We start from the raw sequence: 14,594 nt of genomic DNA on the forward strand, positions 1-14,594 counted from the left end.
CCCCATCACCACAAGACTTGGCGCACAGACCCCGGGCGCCAGGACGACACGATTTTGCCGTACGCGAATTACACCGGTCGTCCGCGCGACGCCTTCGCTCACGGTTGCCCGCCCTGCGAAACCCTTCGCGCCGATGTGACCCACGTCCACCGCCGCCCGGCCCGCGTTCGTGACGATCGCGATACGCCCCTCTTCCTTGGGCCGGGTTGCGGCGACACATACGCCGTTTCCGAAATTCGGTAAAGTGGAATATTTTTGGCGACGGGCGTTGACCGAGCGTTTGTGTGTTTTGCCCGTCGGGCAACACAAGGTCTCGTAGCCCGATGGAGCGCAGCGCAATCCGGGATTCCATCCACGTGGGCAAAAGGTCCCGGATTACGCTTTCGCTCCATCCGGGCTACGGGTCTGTGTTGATTTGCCCTACCGGCCACCCCATTGGTATGCTTCGTGCAGGCTGCTTCAGCCTCTGCAATCCCCTGACAAGAACGTGACAATGCCCTCCTCAAGACCCGACCGTATCCGCAAGCTGCTCGCCGACCTCGTCGGCTTCGACACCGTCAGCGACCGCACCAACCTCCCCCTGATCGCCCATATCGAAAATTATCTCGCCTCGCTCGGCGTGCGGGGCGAGCGCATCGTCGACGAGACCGGACAGAAAGCCTCGCTGTGGGTCACCATTGGACCCGAGGACCGCCCCGGCCTGGTGTTGTCAGGCCATACCGACGTCGTCCCCGTCGTCGGCCAGGACTGGAGCCACGATCCGTTCAAGCTGATCGAGCGCGACGGCAAGCTCTACGGCCGCGGCACCACCGACATGAAGGGCTTTGTCGCGGTGTGCCTCGCCATGGTTCCGGAGATGGTGGAGGCGAAGCTCACGACGCCGATCCATCTGGCGATCTCCTATGACGAGGAGATCGGCTGCGTCGGCGTGCGGCCGATGCTGCGCGAGGTCACGAAGAAGCGCGTGAAACCGCTCGGCGCCTTCATCGGCGAGCCGACCGAGATGAAGGTCATTATCGGCCACAAGGGCAAGCACGGCGTGCGCGCGACGTTTCGGGGGCTGGCTCGCCACTCCTCGATCGCGCCCGACGGGGTCAATGCGATCGAATATGCCGCCGAGCTGATTGTTGAAATCCGCCGTCGCGCCGTGGCGCTCGCAGCCGTGCGAGCAACAGACAGCCTCTACGACGTTCCGCACTCGACGCTGCTGACCAGCATCGTGCACGGCGGCGCCGCGCTCAACATCGTGCCCGATACCTGCACCGTGGATTTCGAGTGCCGCGGCATCGGCATCACGGAGTCGCGGGAAGTCACGGATGCGATCGTCGCCTGGGCCAAGGCGGAGATCGAGCCGGCGATGAAGGCCAGACATCCGGAGTGCGGCATCGATTTCGAGGAAATCCTCGACTACCCCGCGCTCGACACGGCGGCCGATGCGACCATCGTCACGCTGGCCAAGAGCCTTGCGGGGCGCAACGACCACGCCAAGGTCGCGTTCGGCACGGAGGCGAGCCTGTTCGCCAGCATGGCCGATATCCCCTCGGTGGTGATCGGCCCCGGCTCGATCGCCCAGGCACACACGCCGGACGAGTTCGTGGAGATGGCGGAGCTGGAGAAATGTGCAGGCTTCGTGGAGAAGCTGATCGCGCATTGCGCGAAGGGATGAGCAGAGTTCGCAACTACTGGGTCCCGGCCCTGCGCAGCAACGCTTACGCGTTGCAGCGCGTCCGGGACCCGAGCACCGCCACTAATCCATCCCGCAACGATGGAAATATAGACGCCGGGAAATACGGTCTCGTGTCCCGGACGCGGTGCGGCACGTAGTGACGCTCCGCAGAGCCGGGACCCAGAGCACTTGGCGATATCGTTCGAACATGCAATCTTAAGTCGTTAAGTACATAACCACCGATTGCGTGTACATGCCCTTTTTCGTTTACATCCTTGCGAGCAAACGAAACGGAACTCTTTATGTCGGAGTTACCAATGACCTTGCTCGGCGAATGACCGAGCATAAGGCCAAACTCGTACCCGGCTTCACGCAGAAATACGGCGTGACCTTGCTTGTCTACTTCGAAACCTTCGAGTCCGTACTGGAAGCTCGGTCGCGCGAACATTCGTTGAAGCGTTGGCGACGCGCGTGGAAGCTCAAGTTGATCGAAGGGCTCAATCCGGATTGGCGCGATCTGACGGACGAGCTGAATACCTTGGCGACGTGGCTGGGTCCCGGCTCTGCGGAGCAGCACTCCGTGCTGCACCGCGTCCGGGACACGAGAGGCGTGCAGAATGCGACAGAAGCAAACAAAAGCGCGGCCACACCGGCCGCGCTTCGCATTCCCTAAACCGCGCCCGCCTTCTGCGCATACTCCCATGACGCCTTCGACAGCGGCACGGTGCGCTTGGCTGACTCCAGCGCCTTGGCGTTGGCGGCGGTGCCGTCGCGGATGCGGCCGGCTATGCCCTGCGTGATGCCGGCGAGGCGGAACAGGTTGTAGGAGAAGTACCAGTTCAGGTCCGGCACGCTCATCTTGGTGACGTTGCAATAGATCTGCGCGGCCTCTTCGACGCTGGGGATATTCAGCGCCTCGAGATCGACGCCTTGCAGGCCCGGCATCACCCACTGCATCAGCAGATAGGTGAAGTCGGCCATGGGATCGCCGAGCGTCGACAATTCCCAATCGAGCACGGCCTGCACGCGCGGTTCCGTCGCATGGAAAATCATGTTGTCGAGGCGATAGTCGCCGTGGACAATGGAGACGCGCGCCTGCTCCGGCACGGTCTTCGGCAGCCATTCGGCGACCTTCTCGAACTCCGGAATGGTCTGGGTCTCGGACGCGCGGTACTGCTTGGTCCAGCGGTCGATCTGGCGCGCGAAATAATTGCCCGGCTTGCCGAAGTCGCCAAGACCGATCGCGACGGGATCGAACATATGGAGTTTTGCCAGCGTCTCGATCTTGCTGGTGAAGATTTTTCGGCGGTCCTCCGGCGTCTGGCTCGGCAGCGCCGGATCCCAGAACACCCGGCCGTCTTCCATCGACATGATGTAGAAAGCCGAACCAATGATGCTGTCGTCCTGGCACAGCGCATAGGCCTTCGCGACCGGAAAACCCTGCTTGCCGAGGGCTGCAATGACGCGATACTCGCGGTCGACCGCGTGCGCCGACGGCAACAATTTGCCGAACGGTTTTCGGCGCATCACATAGGAGCGGCCGGGCGTGTCGAGCCGGTAGGTCGGGTTGGACTGGCCGCCCTTGAACTGGAGCACGACCAGCGGCCCCTCATAGCCGTCGACGTTGTCGCGCAGCCAGGCTTCGAGCCGCATCTCGTCGATACGATGACGCTCCTCGACCGGCTTGGTGCCCGAGAATTCCTCGTCTTTCCTGACGCCGTCAGCCACGATGACGCTCCCTCTTCAGTCCGAACATGATCCTAATCGGTAGCCCCCAGCGCACTTGCGTCAAGCGGTCATCCGATCACGGATCATGCCCTGTCGTTTCTTCAAATCGGGAGCGCCAGCATGCTCTCCCGCTTAATGACTGGAAGAGTTTGCATACTTCCGAACCTCGAGCCTGGCAATGGCGCGATTGTGCACCTCGTCCGGGCCGTCGGCGAGACGGAGCGTGCGGATGTGGGCATAGTCCTTGGCAAGGCCGGCTTCGTCCGAGACACCTCCACCGCCATAAGCCTGGATCGCCTCGTCGATGATCTTCAGCGCCATGTTGGGCGCTGCGACCTTGATCATGGCGATCTCGGCCTGCGCGGTCTTGTTGCCGACCTTGTCCATCATGTCGGCGGCCTTGAGGCACAACAGCCGCGTCATCTCGATATTGGTGCGGGCCTCGCCGATGCGCTGCTCCCACACGGAATGCTCGACGATCCGCTTGCCGAAGGCGGTGCGCGAGGTGAGCCGCTTCACCATTTTCTCCAGCGCCTCCTCGGCCTTGCCGATGGTGCGCATGCAGTGATGGATGCGGCCGGGACCGAGGCGGCCCTGCGCGATCTCGAAGCCGCGACCTTCGCCGAGCAGGATGTTCTCCTTCGGCACCCGCACGTTCTCGAGCAGCACCTGGGCGTGGCCATGCGGCGCGTCGTCGAAGCCGAACACCGGCAGCATCTTCTCGACCTTGATGCCGGATGTGTCGAGCGGAACCAGGATCTGCGACTGCTGCTGGTGCTTGGCCGCCTTGAAATCGGTCTTGCCCATCAGGATCGCGATCTTGCAGCGGGGATCGCCGACGCCGGACGACCACCATTTGCGGCCGTTGATGACGTAGTGGTCGCCGTCGCGCACGATGCTGGTCTCGATGTTGGTGGCGTCGGACGAGGCGACCGCCGGTTCCGTCATGAGGAAGGCGGAACGGATTTCGCCGTCCATCAGCGGACGCAGCCATTTGCGCTTTTGCTCCTTGGAGCCGTAGCGCATGAATACTTCCATGTTGCCGGTGTCGGGCGCGGAACAGTTGAAGACTTCCGAAGCCCAGGAGATGTGGCCCATCTGCTCCGACAGCAGCGCGTATTCGAGATTGGTCAGTCCCGCGCCACGGAATTCGTCGTCCTCATGCTCGTTCGGCGGCATGAACATGTTCCAGAGGCCTTCGGCCTTCGCCTTCTTCTTGAGATCCTCGAGTACCGGGATCACCTTCCAGCGTTCGCCGCTGCGATCCTGCTCATCATAGACCGGCACCGCCGGGCGCACATGCTTGGCCATGAAGGACTGCACGCGGTCGAGCCATTCCTTCTGCTTCGGCGACAGATCGAAATCCATGGGACGCTCCTCGTTCTCTCTTTGCGAACTTGTTTTGCGCCGGACTGTCCTCCCGCACCGCGCCACCCGCAAGCACCAATGCGCGGCTTGCGGACGCTCCGGACCCGGTTCGCGCGTTTGCGATGCGAGTCCCGATTGTGGATTGACTTTCCCGGCCTTCAAACGATAGTTTCATACAAGTGTTTGAAATGCAACTCCCTCCCCGAGGGGTCCCAATGGCCAGCGATCATACCAGGACTGCCATTCTCGCCGCCGCCGAACGGCTCTATGCCGATCGCGGGTTCGGCGACGTGACGCTGCGCGACATCGTCGCGGAGGCCAATGTCAACCTCGCGGCGGTGAACTATCATTTCGGCTCAAAAGACGAGTTGATCGCGGAGCTGTTCGTGACACGCTCGATCGCCACCAACCGCGAGCGCCTGCGCGAATTGAAGGCGGCGGAAGAGCAAGGCGGCGGCCGGGCGCCGATCGAAATGATCCTGCATGCCCTGGTCGGCCCGACGCTGCGCGGCTGCCTCGGCCCCGAGAACCAGCGCTCCACCGCGGCGCGCTTCATGATCCGCGCCTCGATCGAATCCGTGCCGCCGATCCGCCGTATCAAGAACCGCGAGATCGACCATCTGCGGAAATTCGCCGGCGCCATGCGCCGTGCCCTGCCCGACCGCAGCGACGTCGATATCTATTGGGGCCTGAATTTCGCACTCGCCATGGCGCACCACACCATCCGCGAGAGCGAGCGGCTGACGAAGCTGTCGGAAGGCAAATGCGACCTCGACGACGTCGAGGACGTCGTCGCGCGCGTGGTCAGCGTGGCCACGATGGCGCTGACGGCGGGAAAGGTCGAGGTCAGGCCGCCGGCACGCGCGCTGGCGCGCGACGCGCGCTGAACTTCACATCATCGCGATGCAGTCGATCTCGACGTCGAAGGGGCCGAACCATTCCGGCGTGCAGACGAAGATCCGCGCTGGCGGATCGGTCGGGAAATAGCGGGCATAGACCGCGTTGAACGCGGCGAAATGTTTCGTCGAGGTGCAGTAGACGTTGCACTTCATGACGTTATCGAGGCTCGCGCCGGCCGTCTGAAGGCACAGCTTCATCTGCTCCATGACGAGCTCGCTCTGCCGCTCGATCGGCACCTCAGCGATCTCGCCCGTCTCCGGGTCGAATGGCGGCAGCCCGGCAACGAAGATCATGTTGCCGGCGCGCGTGACCGGCGAGGTCGGCGCTTTCCAGCGGTCGAGGAACGTCGAGATCGGTTCGACGCGGAGGGCTTCGCGTGTCATGGGCCGCCACCTTCGGTTCGAGCGAGACTGCTGCCCGACTACATTATTCTGCAGCCGGCATGCTTCGCTTCTGATCGAAGTGTGGACGAACGGCGGGTTAGGCGTGCTGCGGCATCTCCTCGGCCTCTTCCTTGGCGAGCAGCAGCAGCATCTCGATGCCCATCTCGCCTTCCTGCGGCGAGCGGATGAACTTGATTTCGTCGGCGCTTTGCCGCAGCGCGGCAATGATGGCGACCGCCTGGTTGGCCGTTGCCGCCTCGGTCGCGAGGATGGCCGTCTGGTTCTTGGCTTGAAACCCGATCGTATAGGACATTCGTTCCCTCCCGGACTGAGTGGAAGGATCGAATCTGAGTCGCGCGCGGAGCGGAAGCCTGTGTGAGTACGGACCGGGATTATCTGGGGATTGCGCGCAAGCCTCAGGCAAGCCCGAGCATCGCGCGCGCGTCATTTGCGGTCGCAACACTTGCACCCAGACTCTTCAGGATGCCCGCGGCGTGCGCGACGAGCTCGGCATTGGTCTTCGCCAGCACACCCTTGGACATATAGAGATTGTCCTCCATGCCGACGCGGACATGGCCGCCGAGCAGCCAGGCCTGCGCCACCATCGGGAATTCGGCGCGGCCGATGCCGAAGCCGGACCAGATCGCGCCCGGCGGCAACAGGCTGCGGGCATAGAACATCGTCTCCGGCGTGGCGGAGAAGCCGTATTTGACGCCGAGCACCAGCGAGAACAGGCCCGGCCCCTTCAGCGTGCCGTCGGCGAACAGATCGCGGGCCAGATGGCAGTCGCCGGAATCGAACAGCTCGATCTCCGGCAGCACGCCCGCCGCCTTCATCCGCTCGGCCATGATGCGGACGTTGCGCGGGGTGTTGATCACGACCTCGCCGCCGGAATTCATGGTGTTGAGGTCGAGCGTGCAGATGTCGGGCTTGAGCAGCTCGATATGCTCGACGCGTTTTTCGGGAGGAAGCAGCGTGGTGCCGGGGCCGGCAACGCGGGGGTCGTCGAGCGAAGGAACAAAGCGTCCGCCCGGACCGGTCGTGAGGTTGATGACGAGGCTGTTGTTGCGGGCGCGGATGCGGTCGACGACGTCGCGGTAGAGATCGATCACCATCGAGGGCCGCCCCGTCGCGGGATCGCGGACATGGATGTGGGCGATGGCGGCGCCGGCCTCGGCCGCTTCCAGCGCCGATGTCGCGATCTGCTCGGGCGTGATCGGGAGATAGGGCGACTGCTCGGGCTTTGTCAGGTTGCCCGTGATCGCGCAGGTGATGATGGTCTTTCCGGCCATGAAATCAGATGATCCCCTGCTGCTTCAGCGTCTCGATCTTCCCGGCATCATAGCCGAGCTTGCCGCCGAGCACCTCGTGGGTGTGCTCGCCCAGCAGCGGCGGAGCGCGGTAGGTCTCGATCGGGGTTTCCGAGAGCGTCAGCGCGTTGCGGATCAGCGACAGATCAGGCTCGAAGGGATGCTCGACCTTCACCCGCATGCCGCGCGACTGGACGTGCGGATCGGAAAACACCTGCTCGAAATTGTTGATCGGACCCGAGGGCACGCCGGCCTCCTCCAGCTTGTCCAGCCAATAGGCCACCGGCTGCTTCAGGAACAGTCCGGCGAAGATCGCCATGATCTCCTTGCCGTGCACGACGCGGTCGTTGTTCTTGATGAAGCGCGGATCGCTCGCAAGCTCGGGCGCGCCGAGCACGGCGCAGGTCTTTCGGAACTGGCCGTCATTGCCGACCACCAGCATCAGCTCGCCATCGGTGCAGCGGAACACGCCGGCCGGCATGCCGCCATTGCCCCAGGTGCCGCGGCGCGGCGGTGTCTTTCCGTTGACGAGGTAGATCTGGAGCCAGTGCGACAGCGAGGCGATGACGGTGTCGAACAGGCAGACGTCGATGTGCTGTCCCTGCCCGTGATTGACGTCGCGATGGTAGAGCGCCGACAAAATCCCGATCGAGGTGTTCATGCCGGTCATGTAGTCGACGATGGAGGGACCGACCTTCATCGGGCCCTCGCCGGGCTCGCCGTCGATATGGCCGGTGACGCTCATCAGGCCGCCCATCGCCTGCAGGATGGCATCATAGCCGGCGCGCGGCGCGTAGGGGCCGGTCTGGCCGAAGCCGGTCACCGAACAATAGATGATGCCGGGATTGATCGCCTTGATGGTCTCGTAATCGAGGCCGTAGCGCTTGAGATCGCCGACCTTGTAGTTCTCCATGAAGACGTCGACGTCCTTGGCGAGCTCACGGATGATCGCCTGCCCTTCGGGCTTGGCGATGTTGACCGTGACCGACTTCTTGTTGCGGTTGGCGCAGAGGTAGAAGGAATTGTTGTTGTTGGCCTTGCCCTCGGGATCGGTCAGATAGGGCGGGCCGAAGGCGCGCGCGTCGTCGCCGGTGCCCGGCCGCTCGATCTTGATCACCTCCGCGCCGAGATCGCCCAGCATCTGGGCCGACAAGGGTCCGGCAAGCACGCGGGTGAGGTCAAGGATCTTGATGCCTGAGAGCGGCAGGGCCGACATGTCGATTTCCTCCGGGGAACTGGATCTTGAACTGGATCTTGAACTGGATCTTGGCGCGGCGGCTCCAGCCTTGAGCTTCAGCACTGACCGCGCTCCCTGCGGATACACCATTTTGGGACCCTGAGCACTGCGCCCTGGGCATACGGCCATCCCCGCCCGGCCACGACGGCGAATTTCCGTCTCGCGAGTTCAGGTCGCGACGACCGCGGCCACCTGCGGACGGCGGCGGCCGAGCAGGACCAGGATCAGCACCGTCGCGCAGGAGCAGACGAAGGTGAGACCGAGCGCGCCGCGGCTGCCGAACTGGGTGAGCAGGCCGACAAGGAGCGGCGGAGAGAGGGCGGATGCGAGATTAAGCGGTAGCGCGATCATCGACATCGCCTTGGCGAACTCGGCCTGGTCGTAGAACACCAGCGGGATCGTCGCCCGCGCCACCGCCATCGCGCCACTGCCGGCGCCATAGAGCAGGATGAAGACCGCGACCGCCCAGGTCGCGCCCTCGCTCGTCATCAGCAGCAGCATGGCGACCGGAAGCGCCGTGCCGGCGACGAGGCCGGTCGTGATTCCGTCCCACCGCCCGCCGCCAAGAAAATCGAGCCCGCGCGCGCTGACCTGGATCACGCCCAGCATCGAGCCGAACGCGAGCGCCTGACCCGGCGCCAGCCCCTCCGCCCGCAGCAGCTCGATCATGATGGCGCCGATGCCGAAATTGACGAAGGCATTGAGCGTGATCGCGGCGACGACGAGGCCGAAGGTGGTCCTGGGAATCGCAGGCGGCGGCGAAGACTTGACCGGCTCGCCGCCATCATCCTTCGCGACGTTGCGGCGCGGCGCCAGGAACGCATAGAGCGGAAGGCTGATGACGAGCAGCATCGCCGCGTAGACGAGGCACGTCCCCCGCCAGCCGAGCAGACCGCTGAGGGCCGACGTGGTCGGCCAGAAAATGCTGCTCGACAGGCCCGTCACCAGCATGAGCGCGCCGATGGCGTTCTTGGCCTGCCGCCCGGCGACCTCGTTCAACATGATATAGGCGCCGGTCGAAAGCGTGGCGCTGCCGGCGATGCCGAGGACGGCCCAGGCGGCGAAATAGAGCATCGGCTCGCGCGCCAGCGACAGCAGCAGGAAGCCCGGCACGGTGAGGATCGTGCCTGCTATCATGACCTTTCGTGCGCCGTGCCGCGCAAACGATTTGGCGAGCCAGGGCGCGCACAGCCCCATCGAGACATAGAGAACGGACGTGCCGGCGAACACCGCCGGCAGGCTCATGCCCAGATCGGCCGCGAGATCGCGCCCAACGATGGCGGGAAGCCCTATTGTACCCCACCCAACAAGTTGGGTGATCGCGAGCACCAGCAGGACGCCGATGAGCCTGCTGTCAGATTTCAGAAACCGCATTCCGCCCCGTCGCCTGCCCCAGCTGCATGCCCGCGCAGAACAAGTCATAGCGGGAGTCTTGGCGCAGCGGTACGCCCGCCACCGAATGGCAGGAGGCGGGCGGAAGCATGTCGGAGACGTGTGTCGTCCCTACCGCGCGATCCCGAGCAGGGATCGCGCCTCTGCTGCAGTCGCGACGCGACGGTCGTGGCGCGCGACGGCCTCGCCGGCGATGGTCACGAGCTCCGCGTTGCTGCCGGCCAGGCGTGTCTTGTCGATCCTGACATTGTCCTCGAGCCCGGTACGAACCGCATCGGCGCCCCGCGCGAGCGCCCAACCCATGACCTCGCTTTGGTGCCGTCCGATGCCGGCGGCGGTCCACGTCGCTTTCGGGATCAGTCGCCTGAGCTCTCCCAACAGGATGTCGAGGACATGCTCGTCCGCAGGCATCGCGTTCTTGACGCCCATGACGAACTGCACGTGCGGACGCGGGTCGATCAGCCCCGCCTCGATCAGGCGGCGGGCGCCATGCAGATGCGACAAATCGAAGATCTCGATTTCCGGCCGGATGCCATTCACCTTCATGCTGGTGGCGAGAGTCTCGACCAGGGCGGCGCTGTTCTCGTAGACAATCGTCGGAAAGTTCACCGACCCCGTCGACAGCGAGGCCATGTCGGGCTTCAGGTACAGCGATGATCCGCGTGCCGAAGGATCGCGGCCCCGCCCGCCGGTCGAGAACTGAACGATCATGTCAGGACAATGCTTCCTGATCCCCTGCTGCACCAGGGCAAAGCGCTCCGGGTCGGAGGACGGTGTTTCGTCATCGTTTCGAACATGGATATGAGCAAGCGTGGCACCGGCCTCGAAGGCCTCGTGCGTCGACTCGATCTGTTCGGCCGGCAGGATGGGGACCGCCGGATTGTCCTTCTTGCGCGGAACGGAGCCGGTGATAGCGACAGCAATGACAACGGGCTTCATCCTACAACCTCTTCATATATAGGCCGCGGCAAGAAGATTGCTGCCGCGAGAATTCACGCCTTGGAGGGCGAAGCTTGCATAGAACCCGCGCCGACCGAACGGCGCGTGGTGTCTTGTCCTGCCCAGTGTCACGCAGCGCGCCAATGTCCTTTGTGAATGTCGAACTTCACGGCCCCGTCGTCACGCATCTTCAACAGGAGCGATTGGCAGTCGTCCTGATTCTTTATGTTCACGCGCTTCATGATTTCGAAAGTCTTCAGAGGCTTTTCGCGGAGAGCGATTAAAATCTTTTCTCGATCAGTCATTGGGTTCCTTGCATCGGCGTCGGACGACGGTACGCGTTGTACGGATCGCCTGCAACGGGCGCGTTTCTTGACGAGGTCCGTTCCGAGCCAATTGCTGGCAATCACGGCGGTCCGCCCCAAACTTCGGGACTGCCCTTAATCGCTACGGGCACGCAATCTGTTTGAGTGGTTCTTCAACAGGATCAAGCGGCATCACCCGATATGCCACGCGCTCGTGAGTCCGCGCCCTAGCTGCCGAGCGCGTTCTCGCCGGCTTCGCGGCCGGGCACGCTGACATGGACTTCATGGCCCTGCCGGAGCGCCAAGGAGGCTGCGGCCACCGCCGATTCGAACGCCGATTCCTTGGTGGCGTATTTGCCGTTGACGTTGCCGTCGTGCAGCACGCCCCACTCGTCCTGCACCGGCACGATCGCGTATTGAGCAAGGCCCATTGTCCAACTCCTCCCGTTATCTGATCTATCGCTGCGTGACCTGCGGGCGCGCGGCGGTCACCCGCCACACCGTGTTGCCGCTGTCGTCGGCAACCAGCAGTGCGCCGGTCTTGTCGATGGCGACGCCGACAGGGCGCCCGCGTGCCTGGTTGTCGTTGTTCAGGAAACCGGTGACGACGTCCTGCGGCGGACCGCTCGGCTTGCCGTCCGCGAACGGCACGAACACCACCTTGTAGCCGTTCAAGACCTGCCTGTTCCAACTGCCGTGCTCGCCGACGAAGGCGCCGCCGCGATAGGCGGCCGGCAGACCGGTGCTGGTGTTGAAGGCGAGCCCCAGCGGGGCCACATGCGAGCTCAAGGCGTAGTCAGGCACGATCGCCTTGGCCACGAGGTCCGGCCGCTCCGGCTTGACGCGGGGATCGACGTGCTGGCCGTAATAGCTGTAGGGCCAGCCATAGAAGCCGCCATCCTTCACCGATGTCATATAGTCGGGGACGAGATCGGGACCGAGCTCGTCACGCTCGTTCACGACCGTCCACAGCGCGCCGGTCTGTGGCTCGAAGCTGAGGCCGTTGGGATTGCGCAGGCCGCTCGCAAAAATGCGCCAGCGGCCGCTGGCACGGTCGATCTCGAGGATCGCGGCGCGATTGTGCTCGGCCTCCATGCCGTTCTCGGTGATGTTGCTGTTGGAGCCCACACCGGCATACAACTTTGAACCGTCGGGGCTCGCGGCCAGGCTCTTGGTCCAGTGATGGTCGATCGGCCCGCCCGGCAGTGGCGTCAGCACCGTGCCAGGGGCGGTGATTTTCGTATCCCCTTCGGTGTAGGGATATCTGACAACCGCATCGGTGTTGGCGACATAGAGATCGTTGCCGACCAGCGCGACGCCGAACGGCGAGTTGAGATGGTCCAGGAAGACGCTTTGCGTGTCCGGCACGCCGTCGCCATTGCTGTCGCGCAGCAGCGTGATGCGGTTGCTGTCGCCGGTATCGCCACCCGATGTCGCCCAGGACTCGATGTAGCCCATCACGATTTCCTTGGGCCGCTTGATCGCGGCGCCCTTCGGCGCCTTGGATTCCACGACCAGGACGTCGCCATTGGGCAGCACGTAAAGGGATCGTGGATGCTGCAGACCGGTCGCGAACGCCTTCGCCTGCAAGCCCTGCGCAACGGCCGGAGTCTCGTCCTTCTTCCAGCCGACAATGCGCGCGATGTGCATCGGCGGCAGCAGATATTGCTGGATGTCCGGCAGCGTCGGGTTGGCCCCGGTTTGCGCCTTGGGATCGCCGCTGCCGTCATTGCAGCCGGCGAGGCATAGCAGCGACGAGCATAACAGCGCGCGGGCGATTGAGGATTTCATCGCGCAACTCCCACGCCGTCACGATAGACCATCGCCCAGCCAAGCCAGCCGGTGACGGGCAGGATCAGCACGGTGATCGCCGAAAGCACGAGCCCCGTCGGCCACACCGAGGTCCAGGCATCGCGCGTATGGATCAGGACGTTGACGATGGCCAGGATCAGCGCAACCGCGTTGCCGATCAGGTGCGGCCATGCCGGCGGCTGCGCCCGCACCAGGCGGTTGCCGAGGAAATCGGTCAGGCCGGCGATCGCCGCCAGCAGGCCGAAGACGACGCCGACGACCAGAAGCCAGGCCGAGAAATCCGCCCACATGATCTCGGCACTGACGACGTAGGCGATGTCGGTCAACAGCGCGCCGATGAAGCACGCGATCGGTATCGGCACCAGCATCGGATGAATCGGATGGCCCGCGATCTGCGCGGTGGTGCGCACGCGCACGTTGTCTTGCACGGTTGGCCTCGTGTGATGTTTGCCCTGCCCGACCGGCCAACTCGTGCTGGCGATGAAGGTTCCTACTGCGCCGTCACCAGCGCGCCTTGGTAAGCCGCGTAGGCACGCTTCAAGCCATCGTGAAGCGATGTCGTCGCGCGCCAGCCGAGCCTGGCGAGGCGGCTGACGTCGAGCAGCTTGCGCGGCGTGCCGTCGGGACGCGAGCTGTCGAAACTGATCTCACCGGTGTAGCCGACGATTTCGGCAACGACCCGGGCGAATTCGGCGATGGTGATGTCCTCGCCGGTGCCGATGTTGACCAGCTCGGCGCTCGAATAGGTCTTCATCAGGTGCACGCAGGCATCCGCCATGTCGTCGACATAAAGGAACTCGCGCCGCGGCGTGCCGGTGCCCCAGACGATGACACGCTTCGCGCCCGCAACCCTGGCCTCGTGGAAGCGACGGATCAGGGCGGCGACCACATGGCTCATCTCGGGGTGATAATTGTCGCCGGGGCCGTAGAGGTTGGTCGGCATCACATTGATGAAGTCGCTGCCATATTGGCTGCGATAGGCCTCCGCCATCTTGATGCCGGCGATCTTGGCAATCGCGTAAGGCTCGTTGGTCGGCTCCAACGGACCGGTCAGCACGGAATCCTCGCGCAGCGGCTGCGGTGCCAGCTTCGGATAGATGCAGGACGAGCCCAGAAACATCAGCTTTTCGGCGCCGTTCTGGTGCGCGGCGTGAATCACATTGGCCGCAATCGCAATGTTGTCGTAGATGAACTCGGCGCGCAGCGTGTTGTTGGCGACGATGCCGCCGACCTTGGCTGCGGCGAGGAAGATCACCTGCGGCCGCGTCTTCGCGAACCAGTCGAACACCGCGGCCTGATTGCGCAGATCGACCTCGCCCCTAGCCACGGTGACGAGCCTGACGTCCTCTTGCGCGAGCCGGCGCGCAATCGCAGATCCGACCATGCCGCGATGGCCGGCGACGTAGACGCTCTTGCCTTTCAGCTCAAACGGTGTGTTTGCCACTGCCAGCGTCCCGCTTTGCCTGCGCCAGATCGCTCGCCATCATCTCCGCGACGAGTTCTGCAAAACTCCGCTTCGGCGTCCAGCCCAGCACCTCGCGCGCCTTGCTGGCG

General features: G+C 64.0%; 15 protein-coding genes and 2 pseudogenes. 3 read left to right on the top strand and 14 right to left on the bottom strand.

The features are described from left to right. The coding region (locus IVB31_RS18935; RefSeq protein WP_247325041.1) for a hypothetical protein at positions 1-339 on the bottom strand (339 nt) is incomplete at its 3' end. 154 nt (positions 340-493) lie between these two features. Between IVB31_RS18935 and argE the strand changes: the two genes are divergently transcribed. Both argE and IVB31_RS18945 read left to right on the top strand, forming a co-directional pair. Then, positions 494-1,666 carry an acetylornithine deacetylase gene (gene argE / locus IVB31_RS18940; RefSeq protein ID WP_247325043.1) on the top strand — a complete coding sequence of 391 codons (1,173 nt, stop codon included), beginning with the start codon at positions 494-496 and terminating at the stop codon, positions 1,664-1,666. 253 nt (positions 1,667-1,919) lie between these two features. Next, a pseudogene (locus IVB31_RS18945) lies at positions 1,920-2,198 on the top strand (GIY-YIG nuclease family protein); the annotation flags it as partial. A 137-nt stretch (positions 2,199-2,335) separates the two neighbouring features. On the opposite strand, the gene IVB31_RS18950 reads toward IVB31_RS18945, so the two are convergent. Both IVB31_RS18950 and IVB31_RS18955 read right to left on the bottom strand, forming a co-directional pair. Next, on the bottom strand, positions 2,336-3,394 hold the full coding sequence (locus IVB31_RS18950) for a phosphotransferase family protein (RefSeq protein WP_247325045.1): 1,059 nt from the start codon (positions 3,392-3,394) through the stop codon (positions 2,336-2,338). 132 nt (positions 3,395-3,526) lie between these two features. Further along, positions 3,527-4,762, bottom strand: coding sequence for an acyl-CoA dehydrogenase family protein (locus tag IVB31_RS18955; RefSeq protein ID WP_247325047.1), 1,236 nt, complete (start codon positions 4,760-4,762; stop codon positions 3,527-3,529). Positions 4,763-4,977: 215 nt separating this feature from the next. Between IVB31_RS18955 and IVB31_RS18960 the strand changes: the two genes are divergently transcribed. Then, entirely contained in the window at positions 4,978-5,649 is a 672-nt protein-coding gene (locus IVB31_RS18960; RefSeq protein WP_247325048.1) for a TetR/AcrR family transcriptional regulator, read from the top strand. Positions 5,650-5,652: 3 nt separating this feature from the next. Here IVB31_RS18960 and IVB31_RS18965 read toward each other — a convergent pair whose 3' ends face one another. The 11 genes and pseudogenes from IVB31_RS18965 to IVB31_RS19015 form a co-directional block, all read right to left on the bottom strand. Continuing rightward, a complete protein-coding gene (locus tag IVB31_RS18965) occupies positions 5,653-6,045 on the bottom strand; it encodes a RidA family protein (protein ID WP_247325049.1) in 393 nt (130 codons plus the stop codon). A gap of 97 nt (positions 6,046-6,142) precedes the next feature. Continuing rightward, entirely contained in the window at positions 6,143-6,358 is a 216-nt protein-coding gene (locus tag IVB31_RS18970) for a hypothetical protein (RefSeq protein ID WP_247325051.1), read from the bottom strand. Positions 6,359-6,461: 103 nt separating this feature from the next. Next, positions 6,462-7,337: a 3-keto-5-aminohexanoate cleavage protein gene (locus IVB31_RS18975; protein WP_247325053.1), complete on the bottom strand. Its 876-nt coding sequence runs from the start codon at positions 7,335-7,337 to the stop codon at positions 6,462-6,464. Between the two features lie 4 nt (positions 7,338-7,341). After that, positions 7,342-8,571, bottom strand: coding sequence for a CaiB/BaiF CoA-transferase family protein (locus IVB31_RS18980; protein ID WP_247325055.1), 1,230 nt, complete (start codon positions 8,569-8,571; stop codon positions 7,342-7,344). A gap of 189 nt (positions 8,572-8,760) precedes the next feature. After that, positions 8,761-9,966, bottom strand: coding sequence for an MFS transporter (locus IVB31_RS18985; protein WP_247325058.1), 1,206 nt, complete (start codon positions 9,964-9,966; stop codon positions 8,761-8,763). A 129-nt stretch (positions 9,967-10,095) separates the two neighbouring features. Beyond that, positions 10,096-10,923: a 3-keto-5-aminohexanoate cleavage protein gene (locus tag IVB31_RS18990; RefSeq protein ID WP_247325060.1), complete on the bottom strand. Its 828-nt coding sequence runs from the start codon at positions 10,921-10,923 to the stop codon at positions 10,096-10,098. Positions 10,924-11,455: 532 nt separating this feature from the next. After that, positions 11,456-11,659, bottom strand: coding sequence for a hypothetical protein (locus IVB31_RS18995; protein WP_041748230.1), 204 nt, complete (start codon positions 11,657-11,659; stop codon positions 11,456-11,458). 25 nt (positions 11,660-11,684) lie between these two features. Then, positions 11,685-13,019 (bottom strand): sorbosone dehydrogenase family protein, encoded by a 1,335-nt coding sequence (locus tag IVB31_RS19000; RefSeq protein ID WP_247325062.1) that lies wholly within the window; start codon positions 13,017-13,019, stop codon positions 11,685-11,687. Then, positions 13,016-13,468, bottom strand: a complete 453-nt coding sequence (locus IVB31_RS19005; RefSeq protein ID WP_247325063.1) for a DUF2231 domain-containing protein — start codon at positions 13,466-13,468, stop codon at positions 13,016-13,018. Before IVB31_RS19005 ends, IVB31_RS19000 begins: the two co-directional genes overlap by 4 nt. A gap of 62 nt (positions 13,469-13,530) precedes the next feature. Next, on the bottom strand, positions 13,531-14,484 hold the full coding sequence (locus IVB31_RS19010) for a GDP-L-fucose synthase (RefSeq protein ID WP_346730878.1): 954 nt from the start codon (positions 14,482-14,484) through the stop codon (positions 13,531-13,533). Further along, positions 14,465-14,594, bottom strand: a pseudogene (locus tag IVB31_RS19015) (GDP-mannose 4,6-dehydratase); the annotation flags it as partial. The pseudogene IVB31_RS19015 and the gene IVB31_RS19010, both read right to left, overlap by 20 nt.

The organism is Bradyrhizobium sp. 21 (assembly GCF_023073335.1).
In the GTDB taxonomy this organism is placed as follows: Bacteria; Pseudomonadota; Alphaproteobacteria; order Rhizobiales; family Xanthobacteraceae; genus Bradyrhizobium.

Coding starts and splice junctions, on each gene's coding strand:
- IVB31_RS18965 (WP_247325049.1), bottom strand. CDS start 6,045: ATGACACGCGAAGCCCTCCGCGTCGAACCGATCTCGACGTTCCTCGAC.
- IVB31_RS18970 (WP_247325051.1), bottom strand. CDS start 6,358: ATGTCCTATACGATCGGGTTTCAAGCCAAGAACCAGACGGCCATCCTC.
- IVB31_RS19000 (WP_247325062.1), bottom strand. CDS start 13,019: ATGAAATCCTCAATCGCCCGCGCGCTGTTATGCTCGTCGCTGCTATGC.
- IVB31_RS18995 (WP_041748230.1), bottom strand. CDS start 11,659: ATGGGCCTTGCTCAATACGCGATCGTGCCGGTGCAGGACGAGTGGGGC.
- IVB31_RS18975 (WP_247325053.1), bottom strand. CDS start 7,337: ATGGCCGGAAAGACCATCATCACCTGCGCGATCACGGGCAACCTGACA.
- IVB31_RS18990 (WP_247325060.1), bottom strand. CDS start 10,923: ATGAAGCCCGTTGTCATTGCTGTCGCTATCACCGGCTCCGTTCCGCGC.
- IVB31_RS18955 (WP_247325047.1), bottom strand. CDS start 4,762: ATGGATTTCGATCTGTCGCCGAAGCAGAAGGAATGGCTCGACCGCGTG.
- argE (WP_247325043.1), top strand. CDS start 494: ATGCCCTCCTCAAGACCCGACCGTATCCGCAAGCTGCTCGCCGACCTC.
- IVB31_RS18980 (WP_247325055.1), bottom strand. CDS start 8,571: ATGTCGGCCCTGCCGCTCTCAGGCATCAAGATCCTTGACCTCACCCGC.
- IVB31_RS18960 (WP_247325048.1), top strand. CDS start 4,978: ATGGCCAGCGATCATACCAGGACTGCCATTCTCGCCGCCGCCGAACGG.
- IVB31_RS18985 (WP_247325058.1), bottom strand. CDS start 9,966: ATGCGGTTTCTGAAATCTGACAGCAGGCTCATCGGCGTCCTGCTGGTG.